At 72.4% G+C, this 15,051-nt stretch carries 14 protein-coding genes; 10 read left to right on the top strand and 4 right to left on the bottom strand.

Going from position 1 to position 15,051, the window contains the following annotated elements; all coding sequences use genetic code 11:
* Nucleotides 1–29 precede the first annotated feature (29 nt).
* The 3 genes from ACZ60J_RS24070 (at nucleotide 30) to ACZ60J_RS24080 (ending at nucleotide 1,047) form a co-directional block, all read left to right on the top strand.
* Nucleotides 30–401, top strand: a complete 372-nt coding sequence (locus tag ACZ60J_RS24070; protein WP_469684782.1) for a WhiB family transcriptional regulator — start codon at nucleotides 30–32, stop codon at nucleotides 399–401.
* Nucleotides 398–730 carry a hypothetical protein gene (locus ACZ60J_RS24075; RefSeq protein WP_469684783.1) on the top strand — a complete coding sequence of 111 codons (333 nt, stop codon included), beginning with the start codon at nucleotides 398–400 and terminating at the stop codon, nucleotides 728–730. Before ACZ60J_RS24070 ends, ACZ60J_RS24075 begins: the two co-directional genes overlap by 4 nt.
* 110 nt (nucleotides 731–840) lie before the next feature.
* Nucleotides 841–1,047 (top strand): hypothetical protein, encoded by a 207-nt coding sequence (locus tag ACZ60J_RS24080; protein ID WP_469684785.1) that lies wholly within the window; start codon nucleotides 841–843, stop codon nucleotides 1,045–1,047.
* A 19-nt stretch (nucleotides 1,048–1,066) separates the two neighbouring features.
* On the opposite strand, the gene ACZ60J_RS24085 is transcribed toward ACZ60J_RS24080, so the two are convergent.
* Nucleotides 1,067–2,398, bottom strand: a complete 1,332-nt coding sequence (locus tag ACZ60J_RS24085) for an ABC1 kinase family protein (protein WP_469684787.1) — start codon at nucleotides 2,396–2,398, stop codon at nucleotides 1,067–1,069.
* A gap of 234 nt (nucleotides 2,399–2,632) precedes the next feature.
* Between ACZ60J_RS24085 and ACZ60J_RS24090 the strand changes: the two genes are divergently transcribed.
* The gene (locus tag ACZ60J_RS24090) at nucleotides 2,633–5,776 is read left to right on the top strand and encodes a tetratricopeptide repeat protein (RefSeq protein WP_469684788.1); all 3,144 of its coding nucleotides are present in this window, start codon (nucleotides 2,633–2,635) and stop codon (nucleotides 5,774–5,776) included.
* Here the strand turns inward: ACZ60J_RS24090 and ACZ60J_RS24095 are convergent.
* Nucleotides 5,758–6,864 (bottom strand): TOMM precursor leader peptide-binding protein, encoded by a 1,107-nt coding sequence (locus ACZ60J_RS24095; protein WP_469684790.1) that lies wholly within the window; start codon nucleotides 6,862–6,864, stop codon nucleotides 5,758–5,760. The two genes, ACZ60J_RS24090 and ACZ60J_RS24095, sit on opposite strands and share 19 nt — an antisense overlap.
* A gap of 248 nt (nucleotides 6,865–7,112) precedes the next feature.
* On the opposite strand from ACZ60J_RS24095, the gene ACZ60J_RS24100 reads away from it, so the two are divergent.
* From ACZ60J_RS24100 to ACZ60J_RS24115, 4 genes are all read left to right on the top strand, one after another.
* Complete coding sequence (locus ACZ60J_RS24100; RefSeq protein ID WP_469684792.1) at nucleotides 7,113–7,652, top strand: M48 metallopeptidase family protein; 540 nt, start codon at nucleotides 7,113–7,115, stop codon at nucleotides 7,650–7,652.
* A 139-nt stretch (nucleotides 7,653–7,791) separates the two neighbouring features.
* Nucleotides 7,792–9,441: a TerD family protein gene (locus tag ACZ60J_RS24105; protein ID WP_469684794.1), complete on the top strand. Its 1,650-nt coding sequence runs from the start codon at nucleotides 7,792–7,794 to the stop codon at nucleotides 9,439–9,441.
* A gap of 29 nt (nucleotides 9,442–9,470) precedes the next feature.
* Entirely contained in the window at nucleotides 9,471–10,151 is a 681-nt protein-coding gene (locus tag ACZ60J_RS24110) for an AIM24 family protein (RefSeq protein WP_469684902.1), read from the top strand.
* A 17-nt stretch (nucleotides 10,152–10,168) separates the two neighbouring features.
* On the top strand, nucleotides 10,169–10,924 hold the full coding sequence (locus ACZ60J_RS24115) for an AIM24 family protein (RefSeq protein ID WP_469684796.1): 756 nt from the start codon (nucleotides 10,169–10,171) through the stop codon (nucleotides 10,922–10,924).
* Nucleotides 10,925–11,005: 81 nt separating this feature from the next.
* On the opposite strand, the gene ACZ60J_RS24120 is transcribed toward ACZ60J_RS24115, so the two are convergent.
* Both ACZ60J_RS24120 and ACZ60J_RS24125 read right to left on the bottom strand, forming a co-directional pair.
* Nucleotides 11,006–11,530 carry an NUDIX hydrolase gene (locus ACZ60J_RS24120; RefSeq protein WP_469684798.1) on the bottom strand — a complete coding sequence of 175 codons (525 nt, stop codon included), beginning with the start codon at nucleotides 11,528–11,530 and terminating at the stop codon, nucleotides 11,006–11,008.
* Nucleotides 11,527–12,930 carry a zinc-dependent metalloprotease gene (locus tag ACZ60J_RS24125; protein WP_469684800.1) on the bottom strand — a complete coding sequence of 468 codons (1,404 nt, stop codon included), beginning with the start codon at nucleotides 12,928–12,930 and terminating at the stop codon, nucleotides 11,527–11,529. The genes ACZ60J_RS24120 and ACZ60J_RS24125 overlap by 4 nt, the downstream gene beginning before the upstream one ends.
* A gap of 193 nt (nucleotides 12,931–13,123) precedes the next feature.
* Here ACZ60J_RS24125 and ACZ60J_RS24130 point away from each other — a divergent pair, with 193 nt between their 5' ends.
* The gene (locus tag ACZ60J_RS24130; protein WP_469684802.1) at nucleotides 13,124–14,287 is read left to right on the top strand and encodes an SDR family oxidoreductase; all 1,164 of its coding nucleotides are present in this window, start codon (nucleotides 13,124–13,126) and stop codon (nucleotides 14,285–14,287) included.
* A 214-nt stretch (nucleotides 14,288–14,501) separates the two neighbouring features.
* On the top strand, nucleotides 14,502–14,963 hold the full coding sequence (locus ACZ60J_RS24135) for a molybdenum cofactor biosynthesis protein MoaE (protein WP_469684803.1): 462 nt from the start codon (nucleotides 14,502–14,504) through the stop codon (nucleotides 14,961–14,963).
* The last annotated feature ends 88 nt before the right edge of the window (nucleotides 14,964–15,051 follow it).

Genomic DNA, 15,051 nt, shown 5'->3' on the forward strand with positions numbered 1-15,051 from the left:
TAGACGAACAAGACGAGGAAGAAACCACCGTGCAACTCGAAGCGCACGCCCCGTCCGTACCGAAGACCCAGACCCTCTCCCCGCCCGCAGTCCCGGAAGGCTCCACCTTGACTCCCCTCACCGCGCTGACCGCGCTCGACGACGCCATCGAGAACCTCGGCGTGCCCGTCGCCTGCCGTACCTACGACCCCGAGGTCTTCTTCGCCGAGTCCCCGGCCGACGTCGAGTACGCGAAGTCCCTCTGCGGCACCTGCCCGCTGGTCGAGGCCTGCCTCGCCGGTGCGCTGGAGCGCCGCGAGCCCTGGGGTGTCTGGGGAGGCGAGCTCTTCGTCCAGGGTGTCGTCGTCGCCCGGAAGCGTCCCCGTGGCCGTCCGCGCAAGAACCCGGTTGTCGCGGCATGACCGCCAACGGAACCATCGACCGCCCCCTGACGCACGACCCCCTGAAGCAGGCCCCCATGTCCCCCCACGCCACCACGAGCGAGCAGCCGCACGGCTCCGCCACCGCAGACTTCATCACCGCCGGCGCGATCACCTCGCGTCAGAACAGGACCCGCGAAATGCAACTCATCCCAGAAGCCCTGGCTCGTGCCCATATGGACGACCGCATGCGTGAGGTCGACGCCGAGCGTCGCGCCGTACGCCTGGTCGCCGCGCGGCGCATGCAGCGTCGAGCCGAGCGCGTCTCGCTGCGCGCCCGGCGCGCGCTGGCCATGGCCGTCATGCACTAAGAGAGCCGGAGACGGCTCGGAAGAAACCACCGGAGGGACCGGCCCGAACGGGCCGGTCCCTCCGGTGCGTTGCGGACCGCCCACCGGCCCCGCGGGGATATCGTCTGGAGGTGGACCAGCCGACTCCCCGCCCGGCACCGCCGGGAACCGAGGCCCCGCCCGTCGTCTGCGCGCGCTGCGGCGCCCAGGCCCCGGCCGGCCCCCCGCCCACCTGGACCTGCTCCGTGGAGAACGGGACCAGAGAGTACTTCTGCGTCGACTGCGCGCGTGCGAACCTCCGCGCCATCGAAGGCCGCCTCGACTCCGCCTGGTGGTGAGCGCCGGCCCGGGACCGGCTCAGCCCTCTTCGGGCAGGAACCCCGGCAGCCAGGAGTCGAGTTCCTCGCGGAGCCTGACCGTCGAGCCCAGCTGACACAGCACCCCTATGGTGCTCAGCGTCACCCGGTGGATCAGCAGGTAGGAGGGCGGCAGATTGATCTGCCGGCCCAACTGGTGTGCGGGGGAGCGGGGGTCGGCGATCCGCGCGGCCTGGCCGCGGAGCCAGGTCCGGGTGAAGGTGAACTCCTCGGCCTCCGCCGGTTCGAGCATCGGCCGCAGGTAGTCGAGCACCGCATCGGCTTCCAGCTCGATGGACTCGCGTACGAAGCCCTCCCCGCGCAGGTGCCCGTAGACCCCCTCGGCATCACCGTCCAGCGCCATCCGCAGCGACCGGCCGATGGGCTTGGGCCAGCCGCCCGGCAGCCGGTCCACCGTCCCGAAGTCCAGTACGCCCAGCCGCGTCCGGCCGTCCGCCCCGGAGATCAGCCGAAAGTTGCCCGGGTGCGGATCGGCGTGCAGCAGCCCGGTGCGCGCGGGGCCGGAGAAGAGGAACCGGGCCAGTAGCTGTCCTGCGCGGTCGCGCTCCTCCGGGGTGCCGTCGGTTATCACCTCCGACAGCGGGGTCCCCTCGATCCAGTCGGTCACCAGCACCTGGTCGCCCTGGTGCACCACGTCCGGGACGACCACGTCCTCGTCGCCCTCGAAGGCATCGGCGTGCGTCCGCTGGGCCTCGGCCTCCAGCTCGTAGTCCAGCTCCTCCGAGACCCGGTCGCGCAGCTCCTTGATCAGGGGCTTGATGTCCATGCCCGGGATGAGCGGCCCCAGCAGCCCCGCGAACCGGCTCAGCTGCTTCAGGTCCGACAGCAGGGCCTCGCCGGCCCCCGGGTACTGGACCTTGACCGCCACCTGGCGGCCGTCGTGCCACACCGCCCGGTGCACCTGCCCGATCGAGGCCGCCGCCGCGGGCTTGTCCTCGAACTCCTCGAACAGCTCCCGCCAGTCCGCGCCGAGCCGCTCCGACAGCACCTGGTGCACGGTGGCCGCGGGCAGCGGCGGGGCCGCCTCCTGGAGCTTCGTCAGCGCGGCCCGGTAGGGACCGGCGACCTCCTCCGGCAGCGCCGACTCGAAGACCGAGAGCGCCTGGCCGAACTTCATGGCGCCCCCCTTCAGCTCTCCCAGCACACGGAACAGCTGCTCGGCGGTGCGCTGCTGGAGCTCGCGCGCCACCATCTCCGCGGACTTGCCGCCGATCCGCTTCCCGAGCCCCCAGGTGGCCCGGCCCGCTATGCCGAGCGGCAGCGCGGCCAGCTTGACGGTACGGGTGACCGCCTTCCGGGGAAGATCAGACATGCGCCCCTCCAATTCCCAGACAGCTGAGCCGCAAGCGGCGGTCCGGGGGAGTCCCCCGAAGGCCTTCCCGGCCAAAAGCATCCTGTCATGACCCCCGGCTCCCGCCCCCTCCGCATGCCCTGCGGCTCCAGCCCGGCGCGAGGGGGCAATCCAACGGTCGGCGGACGGCGGCTGCCCCGGTGGGCCAGCATGGACGGACGGCGGGCCGCGCTCGGGTGGTGGAGGTGCTGGGGGATGGCGGGACGGGGACCTTCGAGGCAGGAGCTGATCCGGCGACGCCGTTCCGGCGGCTTCATCGGCCGGCAGAGCGAGGTGAACGCCTTCCGCGACGCCCTGCGCCAGCCCCCGGAGGAGGCCGCGCAGTTCCTCTTCCACATCCGGGGGCCGGCGGGAGTCGGCAAGTCGACCCTGGTCCGACACCTGGAGACCATCGCCCGCGAGGGCGGGGCGGTCACCGCCTACGCGGACGAGTCGGTCGCGGACGTCGTCGAGACGATGGAAGTCATCAGCGTCCAGTTCGCCCAGCAGGGCCTGCCGCTGAAGGGCTTCGACAAGCTGCTGGCCACCTACCGCCAGCGCCGGCACGAGGCCGACGCGGGACTCCTCACCGCCGCGACGGGCACCGACCCGGCAGCGGGGGTCGCCCCGCCGCCCTCTTCGTCCAGCGTGATCGCCTCGCAACTGGGCCTCGCCGGACTCGGCATGATCCCGGGAGTCGGCGCCTTCACCGGAGCAGTGGACCCGAACCAGGTCGCCGCCGGTGCGGACCGGGTCAAGGCCCTCCTCAGCACCCGCCTGCGCAACCACGGTGACGTCGAACTGGTCCTCTCCCCACTGGACGCGCTGACCCCGGTGTTCCTCCAGGAACTCGCCGAAGTCGCCCGCAAGCACCCGTGGATCGTGCTGTTCCTCGACACCTACGAACGCACCGGCCCCCTGCTGGACACCTGGCTCCGCGAGGTGCTCGGCAGCGAACGCCACGGGGAGTTCCCCGCGAACGTGCTGGTCGTCCTGGCCGGCCAGTCGAAGCTGGCCGCCCGCACCTGGGAGGACTGGCACGACCTGGTCACCGACTGGCCGCTGGAGGTCTTCACCGAGACCGAGGCACGCGGCCTCCTCACCGGGAAGGGAGTCACCGACGAGCGGGTCGTCGAGGTGATCCTGCGCCTGTCGGGCCGCCTTCCGGTCCTGGTCTCCACCCTGGCCGAGACACAGCCGGGCACGGTGGAGGAGGTGGAGGAGATCGGGGACCCCAGCGGCGCCGCCGTCGCGCGGTTCCTCAAGTGGGTGCCCGACCCGGCACACCGCGCTGCGGCCCTGGCCTGCGCGTTCCCGCAGGAGCTGGACGAGGACGTCTACCGGGCGGCCGTCGAGGAGGAGGCGGCCGAACTCTTCGGCTGGCTCCGCTCGATGCCCTTCGTCACCGACCGCTCGGGCCACTGCCGCTACCACGAGGTGGTCCGCGACGCGATGCTCCGCCTCCAGCGCAGGCAGTCCCCGATCCGCTGGGAGCAGCTCCACACCCGGCTGGCCGATGCGATGCGGCGGCGCCGCGAGCACCTGGAGGAGGCGACGGCCCCGGCCGAGGGCTGGTGGTCGGACGAGACCTGGCGCGCCCACCGCCTCCAGGAGGCCTACCACCGCCTCTGCGCCGACCCCCGCACAGCCCTCCCGCCCGTCCTCCGCGACCTGGTCGACGCCTACGACCACGCCATCCCCACCCTCCACCGCTGGGTCACGACCCTGACCGCGGCGGCCCGCGACACCGACTCCCCGACCCTGACCGGCTGGTCCGAAGACCTCCGCGCGGCCCTCGACGGATCCGAGCCGGGCATCACCACGCTGACCCTGCTCCTCGCCGGAGCGGGTTTCGACGCCGAGGGCCGGGCCGCCGCCCTGACCTCGAGAGGCTGGGCCCATCAGATCGGTGAGCAGCACGAGAAGGCCAGGGCCGACTACACCCACGCCCTCGCACTGAACCCCCTTCTCCAGCGTGCCTACTCCGGGCGGGCACTCAGCCTGCAGCTCACGGGCAACGATCACGAGGCGATCGCGGACTACACACGGGCCATAGAACTCGGCCCGAACGATGCTCAGAGCCTGTTCAACCGCGGGGTGTTGCGCGACTGGTTGGGCCGGTACGAGGAGGCACTCTCCGACTTCGACCGTGCCCTCACGCTGTTCCCGGACGATCTGAGGTTCCTCGCCCGCCGCGGAGTCACCTATCGGGCAGCGGCCCGGTACGAGGAATCGCTGGCCGACCTTACGCGGGTTCTCTCTGCCCAACCACCCGATGCTGCCGCGATCTTGGTGGACCGGGCGGTCACGTTCGAGTCGCTGGGGCGCGACGAGGAAGCGTTCGACGACTACGCGCAAGCCATCGAGCTCGCCCCGGACAACGACTGGGCCTTCATCCGTCGGGGCCTCCTTCGCCGGAAGCTGCGGAACTACCAGGCGGCCCTGGCCGACTTCACGCGCGCCGTCGAGCTGAGGCCCGACAAGGCCGCGACTGCTTCCTGGAAAGCGGATCTCCACTATCAAATGGAGGACTTCGACGATGCGTTGGCAGGCTACGACCGGGCGATCGAACTCGATCAAGGCTATGGCTGGGCCCACACCGGCCGTGGGCAGGTCTTCCTGTCGCTGGAGCGATACGACGAGGCCTTGAGCAACTTCGGTCGCGCCCTCGCCCTCGGACTTGAAGAGCCGTTGGTGTTTCTGCTGCGCGCGATGACGTGGGTGAAGCAAGGCGGATTCGAGCAGGCCCTCGCGGACTACGACCGCCTCCAGGAGCTCAGCTCCGACAAGGGCTGGGGCATCAGGCGCCGGGGCGACTGCCGCCGCATGCTGGGCGCGCACGAGGAGGCCTTGGCCGACTACGACCAGGCGGTCGAGCTCCTGCCCGACAGTGCCTCCACGCTCACGGCCCGCGGACTGGTCCACCGTCTGCTCGGCCACTACGACGAGGCGCTCTCCGACCTCACCCGCTCCATCGCACTCGACCCCGATGATGCGTGGACGCACTACGAGATGGCCGTGGTCCGGGCCGTGCTCCGGCATCCGGAGCGCGACCGACATCTGGAGCGTGCTCTGGAGCTGCGGAGCTCTCCTGATGCCGGAGTGCCGGGTGTGCTCGAAGCGGACGTCCTGCTGCTCGCCCACTGCCTGAAGTCGGATTGGGGACAAGCCGAGCAACGCCTCGCGGAGTTCCTGGAAGACGCTCCTCTTCCGGGGCAGCTGCGCGCGCTGCTCGTCAATCTCCGCGATCTCGTCCCTGTGGTCCCGTCGGTCGAGCCCCGCATCGCACGGTACTTCCAGGTCGTCGAGGAGAGGACTGCCGCGCTTCCCCCACAGCCCCCTCACGCCCCCACCCCCTGAGCCGTCGCGACCGCCGCCGCCCCGCACGGGCAGTCCGGATGCGGATGCACCGGGGTGGACTGCCAGTGGAGGGTCGGGAGGGCGGCCTCCCAGCGGGTGGCCGTGGCGCCGGGGAGTTCGCCGTCGAGGAAGGACAGGGCATGGGCCGCGGCCAGGCCGGCCACTGCGGTGGACAGGCCCAGGTCGCAGGCGGCGGTGGTGCGCCGGCGGTGGGCCGAGCGCCACTGGACCAGCATGCGCGGCCAGGCCGGGTCCCGGTCGATCCGGTCGCGCTCCATGCAGCCGGCGCACGCGGTGGCTCCGGGCAGGACCAGCGGCCCCACCAGCCCGGTGCCCTCCAGGACCCCCGCGTACAAGTGGGGGGTGCCGGTGGCGACCCAGTCGGCGGCCGTCTGCGGATCGGGGGCCCAGGACTGCAGGCCGTCGCGGGGTGCGACCACCACCAGGGCGAGCCCCGGCTCCGGGCCCCCGCTCTCGCCGGTCCGCGGCCCGCGCCCGGGGGCGGCCTCCCGGACCGCCGTCCGCGCGGCCTCGGCGCGCAGCCGTCCCACACTGCCGGAGCCCAGGCCGCCGGGCGCCACGTCCGCGGGCTCCGTGCGGCCCCCGTCGAGCACCTCGACCCGGCCGATGCCCGCTCCCGCCAGGACCGAGGCGATCACCGCGCCCACCCTGCCGCTCCCGCGCACCTGAACCCGTATCACCCGCCGGGCGGCGACACCCTGTAGGTCCCCGCCCGGCCGGGGGCGGACCAGGGACAGCGACCCCAGGTCCGGGCCGAGCCGCTCGAGGGCCTCCGGCCGGTCCCGCACCGCCTGGGCGCGGGGGCCGCCCGCGGTGGCGTCGTCGAGCAGCCCGGCCGCCGCCAGCCTCCGCACCACCTCGTCGACCCGGCCGTCCGGGAGCCCCATCGCCCTGCCCTCCGACCGGAGCAGCTCCATGCCCCGCGTCCCGTCGATCAGGTCCAGGAGGGAGCCCGTCGCCGTGTCCACCGGCCCGAGCACCACCGCATGGGCGGGCGTCACACCGAATTGCACCGTCTGCAGATCCCGCCAGGCCCGTGCCAGTGCCGGCTTCACCTTCGGATACATCGTGGCCTCCCCCGATTCGCGGTTCGATTCACGCGCCGCATTCCCCGCGGCCGCGTTGCTTTCGCTTTCCGCAAGATTGCCCGGCAGGAGAGAGACCTGCTCAAGTTTGTCCACAGGTGAGGGGTATTAGGTATATGAAATGAATGACGAGCGTCCTCGGGGGCGCCCGTGCCGCCGACTGCGCAACGGTTCGTGTTCGACCCCGGGAGGGCGGGACTTCCGCCGCGGCGACCGGGTACCGTCATGGCGTGTCCGCCGATCCACCGAAGCGCGCCGTCGAAGTCCGCCGGAGCGCACGCCGCCGCAGGACCGTATCCGCCTACCGCGAGGGTGATCGTACGGTCGTCCTCATCCCTGCCCGGATGTCCGAGGCGGAGGAGCAGCGCTGGGTGGGCGTCATGCTCGACAAGCTCGAGGCCCAGGAGAGCAAGCGCACCTTCGGCGATGCGGAGCTGGCCGAGCGCGCCGAGCGCCTGTCCGAGCAGTACTTCGGTGGCCGCGCCCGCCCCCGCACGGTCCGCTGGGTCACCAACCAGAACACCCGCTGGGGCTCCTGCACCCCCGCCGAAGGAAGCATCCGGCTCTCGCACCGGATCCAGGGGATGCCGGAGTACGTCGTCGACTACGTGCTGCTGCACGAGCTGGCGCACCTCCTCGTGCCCGGGCACGGCCCCGGTTTCTGGGAACTGCTGGAGGCGTATCCGCGCACCGAGCGGGCGCGCGGGTACCTCGAAGGAGTCGTCGCCGCCGAGCGCCTTCCGAAGGTCCCGGCCGCCCGCGAGGAATGATCCGGATTTGTCCGCTATAACCCGGCCATGTCACGGCTCGTGATATGTACCGGGTCGGTACCGACTTGGCCGGATGTCCGAGGTTGGCGTTAGCCTGAGCGGCACGCATTCACAGTCGGGATGGGGGACGGTCTTACGTATGGCCAGGGAATTCCAACGCGGTCACAAGGCCAAAATCAGTGATCTGACGGCGGGCACGGACCTCTACGTGGGTGTCCAGATCGCCGGGCCCGGGCTCGCCATCGACATCAGCTGCTTCGGCCTCGACGCCGACGAACAGCTCTCGGACGACCGCTACTTCGTCTTCTTCAACCAGCCGAAGTCGCCGGAGGAGTCCATCCAGCTGCTGGGCGCACAGTCCGGTGACACGGAATCCTTCCGGGTGACCCTGGACCGCATTCCGGCCAACATCCACAAGCTCTCCTTCACCGCCGCCATCGACGGCGCCGGGCAGATGTCGCAGATCGGCCCCGGCTACATCCGCATCGTCGCGGGCGGCGAGGAGGTCGTGCGGTACTCCTTCACGGGCTCGGAGTTCAGCACCGAGCGCGCGCTGATGATCGGCGACTTCTACCTCAAGGACGTGTGGCGCTTCGCCGCCGTCGGCCAGGGCTTCGACGGCGGGCTCGCCGCGCTGCTCCAGAACTTCGGCGGCGAGGTCGCCGAGGAGGAGCAGCCCGCGCCGCAGGCGCAGGCCCCGGCCGGTGCGCCGGGCTTCGCCCCGCCCCCGCAGGCCGCCGCCCCGGCGCCCTCCTTCGGCGCTCCCGTCCAGGCGCAGCCCCCGGCCCCGGTGCCCTCCTTCGGCGCGCCGCCCCAGGCGCCCCCGCAGGCCCCCGCCCCGGCCCAGGTCCCGGCCCCCGCGCCGTACCAGCAGCCCGTCCACGCGGCCCCCACCATGGCCGCCCCGATGGGCGCCCCCCTGGCCCCGCCCGCCCCCGCGCCCTACGGGCAGGTCGCGCCGCCCGCCCCGGCCCCCGCGCCGTACGGGCAGCAGCCGCAGCCCTCGTACGGCCAGGTCCCCGGCCAGCAGCAGCCCGGCTACGGCCAGCAGCCCCCGTACGGCCAGCAGCCCGGCTACGGACAGCAGCCCGGCTACGGCCAGCCCCCGCAGGCGGTTCCCGCCGCCGGCGCCGGACTCGCCGCGGCCCTGCAGCCGTACAAGGAAGCCCCCACCGGCGCCCGCTGGACCCCGCAGAACCAGCAGCTCATGCGCGTCGACCTGTCCATGGGCGGCCAGGCCGTCCTCGCCCGCCAGGGCAGCATGGTGCTCTACCAGGGCAAGGTCGACTTCAGCTACAAGGGCGCGGGCTTCGCCGGCCGCGTCGTCGGCAACGCCACCGGCCAGGAGATGCAGCTGATGCGCTGCTCCGGCCGCGGCCAGGTCTTCCTCGCCGAGACCGGCGCCCACCTGCACGCCATCGAGCTCCAGGGCGACGGCATCTGCGTCTCCGCCGAGAACGTCCTCGCCTTCGACGAGTCGCTCCAGCACGAGATCCGCCGCATCGAGGGCCACGGCATCCCCGGCGGCGCCCTGTTCACCATGCAGTTCCAGGGCACCGGCACGGTGATCGTCAAGACGCACGGCGTGCCCGTCGTCCTGCCCGTCACCCCGACCACCTTCGCCGACAGCAACGCCATCGTCGCGTGGTCCTCGGCCGCCCAGGTGATCATCTCCAGCCAGGTCCGGCTGCGCCGCAACGCCTACCCCGGCCACAGCGGGGAGACCGTGAACCTCCAGTTCCGCGGCGCTCCCGGCAACTTCATCGTCGTCCAGCCGTACGAGGTCTGAGGGAGCCCCACATGAATGCCATGAACGCAATGAACCAGCAGCTCGCGGGCTACGCCCCGACCCCCGTCACGGCCCGCATGGAGAACCATGGCCGCGCGATGCTCAAGGTCGCCATGCAGAGCGGCCAGGACCTCTTCGCGCGCACCGGGTCGATGGTCGCCTACGAGGGCTTCGTGCAGTACGAGCCCAACCCGCCGGCCGTCCGCCAGATGGCCTCGCAGTGGATCACCGGCGAGGGCGCCCCGCTCATGAAGTGCACGGGCGACGGCCTGCTCTACCTCGCCGACTACGGCGCGGACGTCGTCGTGATCAACCTCAACAACGACTCGCTCTCCGTCAACGGCACCAACCTGCTCGCCTTCGACGCCCACCTCCAGTGGGGCGTCGAGCGGGTCAAGGGCATGGCCAAGTTCGCCGGCCAGGGCCTGTTCAACGTGTCGGTCGCCGGCACCGGCTGGGTCGCGATCACCTCGCGCGGCACGCCGATCGTCGTCGACTGCGGCCGCGGCGAGGACGAGACGTACGTCGACCCCGACGCGCTCGTCGCCTGGTCCCCGAACCTCAAGGTCAAGGGCAAGCGCAGCTTCAAGGCCTCGTCGATGATCGGCCGGGGCAGCGGGGAGGCCTACCAGATGGCCTTCTCCGGCCAGGGCATCGTCGTCGTACAGCCCAGCGAGGACAGCACCGACCGGCTCCGGGCCCGGGGCTGAGGGGGAGAAGACACACCATGCAGAGCTCACTTTTCGCCCACGCCGAGGCACAGACCCAGGAGCGGTACGCCGTCCAGAACCCGCAGCTGCTGCGGGTCTCGCTGACCGGCTCCGACGACGTGCTCGCCCGCAAGGGGGCGATGGTCGCCTACCAGGGGATCATCGACTTCGACGGCGAGTACCAGAGCGCCGGTCAGCGCGGTGCCCGCGCCCGCACCGGTGAGGGCCTCGACCTGATGCGCTGCTCCGGGCAGGGCACGGTCTACCTGGCCAACCTGGCCCAGTACGTCCACGTCGTGGACGTCGACCAGGAAGGCCTCACGGTCGACAGCAGCTACGTGCTGGCCCTGGACTCCACCCTGCACACCGAGGTCATCGCGGTGGACAGCCAGTACGGGATCTCCGGCTCCGGCAAGTACCAGCTCAACATCACCGGCCGCGGCAAGGTCGCGCTGATGACCTCCGGGCAGCCGCTGATGATGCAGGTCACGCCCGACAAGTACGTCAACGCCGACGCGGACGCCATCGTCGCCTGGTCCACCTCGCTGCGCGTGCAGATGCAGGCCCAGACCCACTCCAGCGGCGTCTGGCGGCGGCGCGGCAACACCGGCGAGGGCTGGGAGCTGAGCTTCCTCGGCACCGGCTTCGCCCTGGTCCAGCCCAGCGAGGCGCTCCCGCCGCAGAACGCCCAGATCGGGCAGGGCGCGGCCGCGCAGTTCGGCATGGGCCAGCACGGCGCCCACGCGCAGAACCAGAACAACGCCTGGAACTGATCCGGGATCCGGATACGGACAGACGCACGGAAGGGGCGGCCCCGCATCGGCGGGGCCGCCCCTTCCTCGTGTCCGACCGGCTCAGAGCCGCGCCAGCGTCGCCTCCAGCAGCCGCACCACGGAGGCGTCGGCCACCTCGGCCACCTGCGCGTACGGGAACCAGCGCAGGTCCAGCGACTCGTCGCTGATCGCTGCGAGGGCACCGGCCGGCGCCAGTACGGCGTACTGCACGTCCAGGTGCCAGTTGCACGGAGCCGGGATCGGGTGCCGGTCCAGGCGCACCGGCCCGCCGGCCACCAGGGTCAGCCCGTCGGCGATCCCGGACTCCTCACGGGCCTCGCGCATCGCGGCGTCGGCGAGGGTGGCGTCACCCGGCTCGCAGTGCCCGCCCATCTGGAGCCACATGCCCAGCTTCTTGTGCAGGGTCAGCAGGACGCGCTCGTGCTCCGGGTCGATCACCAGCGCACTGCCGGTGACGTGGCCCGCCTGGCAGGGCTTGTAGACCCCGTCCGGGTGGGCCGCCAGGTGCTCCAGGTAGACGTCGCGCAGTTCGGGCTGGCCCTCGTAGCCCTTCAGGACGAGGACCGCGTCTTCGTGCAGGCTCACTTGGTGTCGTCGCCGTCCTGGTCGCGCTTCTGGGCGGCCTCGCCCAGCATCTTGTCGATCTCCGAGAAGTCCAGCTGCTCGCGGTGCACGAACCCGTCCGGGTCGTCCAGGTCGGAAGCGGTCGGCAGCATGTCCGGGTGCTCCCACAGCCCGTCGCGCCCGTCCACGCCGCGCGCGTCGGTGAGCGAGGCCCACAGCCGCGAGGCGTCGCGCAGCCGGCGCGGCCGCAGCTCCAGCCCGATCAGCGTCGCGAAGGTCTGCTCCGCCGGGCCGCCCGAGGCACGCCGCCGGCGCATGGTCTCGCGCATGGCGTCCGCCGAGGTCAGCCGGGGCTTGGCGGCCTCGTGCACGACCGCGTCCACCCAGCCTTCGACCAGCGCGAGCGCCGTCTCCAGACGGGCCAGCGCGGCCTTCTGCTCGGGGGTGTCCTGCGGCTGGAACATGCCGCCCTGGAGGGCCTCCTGCAGCTGCTCCGGGTTGGTCGGGTCGAGCTGGCCGACCACGTCCTCCAGCTTCGAGGTGTCGACCTTGATGCCCCGCGCGTACCCCTCGACCGCGCCGAAGAGGTGCGAGCGCAGCCACGGCACGTGCGCGAAGAGCCGCGCGTGGGCGGCCTCGCGCAGCGCCAGGTACAGCCGGACCTCGTCGGAGGAGACGCCCAGGTCCTTGCCGAAGCTCTCGATGTTCAGCGGCAGCAGGGCGGCCTTGCCGGCCGGGCCCAGCGGGAGCCCGACGTCGGTCGAGCCCACGACCTCGCCCGCGAGGGTGCCCACGGCCTGGCCGATCTGCTGGCCGAACATGGCCCCGCCCATGGAGCGCATCATGCCGAGCAGCGGGCCCGCCATGGCCTGCATCTCCTCGGGCAGGACGCTGCCCATGGCCGCGCCGACGCGCTCGGCGACCGGGTCCACGAGTTCCTTCCACACCGGCAGGGTCGCCTCGACCCATTCGGCGCGGCTCCACGCCACGGCCGTGGCGGCACCCGACGGCAGCGAGGTGACCCCGTCGAGCCAGTGGTCGGCGAGGCGCACGGCCTCCTCGACCGCCGACTTCTCGGCGATGCCCACACTGGCGTCCTTGACCCCGTCCGAGGTGCCCTGGGCCACGGTCTGGCGGGCGATGTCCTTGGCCATGTCCCAGTTGACCGGACCGCCCTCGTAGCTCAGCATCTGGCCGATCTGCTGGAAGGCCGCGCCGAGGTCGTTCGGGTTCATGGAACCGAACATGGCCGCGAAGGGGTTGTCGGCGTCGCCCGGCCCGCCGGAGCCGCCGGGCAGGCCCGTGCCGAACCCGAACGGAGTCGGGCCGCTCTGACCGCCCTGGTTGCCCTTCTTCTTGCCCTCGTCGCCGTTGTCCGGCTCCTCGGGCGGAAGGCCGAATCCGAATGGGATGTCGCTCACGGGTTTCCTCGGCTCGTAGGGCCGCCGGCGGGAGCCGGCGGGCTTTGGTTTCGACAACACCACCCAGCGTAGACACCAGACCCGCTTCCGGGCTCGGTGCTCCGCCGGCTCCTGGGCTGCGGCAGGATGGACGTCGACTGGTGGGTGCGCGTCACGGTGCGTCCCTACTGAAGACAACCGCTGGAGACGCCTGGTGAGTTCCCCAGATCCGCACGCTTTGGACGAGCAGGGCCCGGACAACCGCCCTGAGCACGGCGAGGACGCCCAGGGCGTTCGCCGGACGCGAAACCCGGGCGGCTCCGCGCGCCGAGGCCCCGTGATCGCCGTGACCGGTGCCGCCTCGGGGGTGGGGGCGGCCCTGGTGGCCAGGCTGGCCGCGTCCGAGGAGGTCAAGCAGGTCGTCGCCATCGACGAGCGGCGCGGGGACTGCACGGACGCGCAGTGGCACCTCCTGGACGTACGGGACCCGGCAATCGCCGAGAAACTGCGCGGCGCGGACGTCGTGGTGCACCTGGCCCTCGACCTCGACCTGGAGACGGACCCGGCGGCCCGTACGGCGTACAACGTGCGCGGGACCCAGACCGTGCTCACCGCCTCCGCGGCGGCCGGAGTGCACCGGGTCGTGCTCTGCACCTCGGCGATGGTCTACGGGGCCCTGCCGGACAACGACATCCCGCTCTCCGAGGACGCCGAGCTGCGGGCCACCGCGGAGGCGACCGGGGTCGGCGACCTGCTGGAGATCGAGCGGCTGGGCCGCCGGGCTCCGCGCGCGCACCCCGGCCTGAACGTCACCGTGGTCCGCCCGGCCGTCCTGGTCGGCGGCACGGACACCGCCCTGACCCGGTACTTCGAGTCCCCCCGCCTGCTGGTGGTGGCGGGCTCCCGCCCGACCTGGCAGTTCTGCCACGTGGAGGACCTGGTCAGCGCGCTGGAGTACGCGGCCCTGGAGAAGGTCGAGGGGGAGCTCGCGGTCGGCTGCGAGGGCTGGCTGGAACAGGAGGAGGTCGAGGAGCTGAGCGGCATCCGCCGCATGGAGCTCCCGTCGGCCGTGGCCCTGGGCGCGGCGGCCCGGCTGCACCGGATCGGCCTCACCCCGTCCCCGGCCGGGGACCTCGCGTACACGATGCACCCGTGGGTGGTCAGCGTCAGCGGGCTGCACGCGGCCGGGTGGCGGCCGCGCTGGACCAACGAGGAGGTGCTGGCGGAGCTGCTCCAGGAGGTGGCGGGCCGGCACACCGTGGTGGGCCGCCGCCTGGGCCGCAAGGACGCCACCGCCGCCGGTGCCGCCGGTGCGACGGTCGCGCTGCTGGGCGCCGCCGCCGCGATCCGCGCCGCCCGCCGGCGCCGCGGCATCTGACCCCGGGCGGGGCCGGGCCGGCCCCGCCCCCACCGGGCCCGTGGGGGCCGCGCGGCTGAATGCCGCCGGGGCCTGCGGGCTCGTACGGCGGGGCCCGGTGGGCTGCGCCCGCGCCGCCACCAGCCCGTTTCTGTAGGAGGCTCCCAAGGGGGCCGGTGGGGCCCTGGTGAAACTGCTATTCCGCCGGGTCGGCGGCTAGGGCACGATGGAAGGTATGGCACCGCACTTCGACCACCCCGGCGAGCACGCCGCTCCGGACCCGATCCGGCTGCTCGAAATCCGTGACACCCCGCTCTCGATCGACGAGGTCTTCAAGGCCGTCGGCGACGACGCGACGGGCGGCACGACGCTCTTCGTCGGCACGGTGCGCAACCACGACAGCGGGGCGGACGTCGACCAGCTCGGCTACTCCTGCCACCCCTCGGCCGAGGCGGAGATGCGCCGCGTCGCCGAGCGCGTGGTGGAGAAGTACCCGGTCCGCGCCCTCGCCGCCGTCCACCGCATCGGCGACCTGGCCGTCGGCGACCTCGCCGTGATCGTCGCCGTCTCCTGCCCGCACCGCGGCGAGGCCTTCGAGGCCGCCCGCATGCTGATCGACGACCTCAAGCACGAGGTCCCCATCTGGAAGCACCAGACGTTCGCGGACGGCACCGAGGAGTGGGTCGGCGCCTGCTGAGGCAGGGGCCGGGGGCCGCCGATTGCCCCGTTCGGACGCGCAACACGCCCTCGATTTGCGTAACCCCCTCCCGGGCAGCAGCGTTGAT

It is taken from the genome of Streptomyces sp. NPDC104226 (assembly GCF_055584085.1).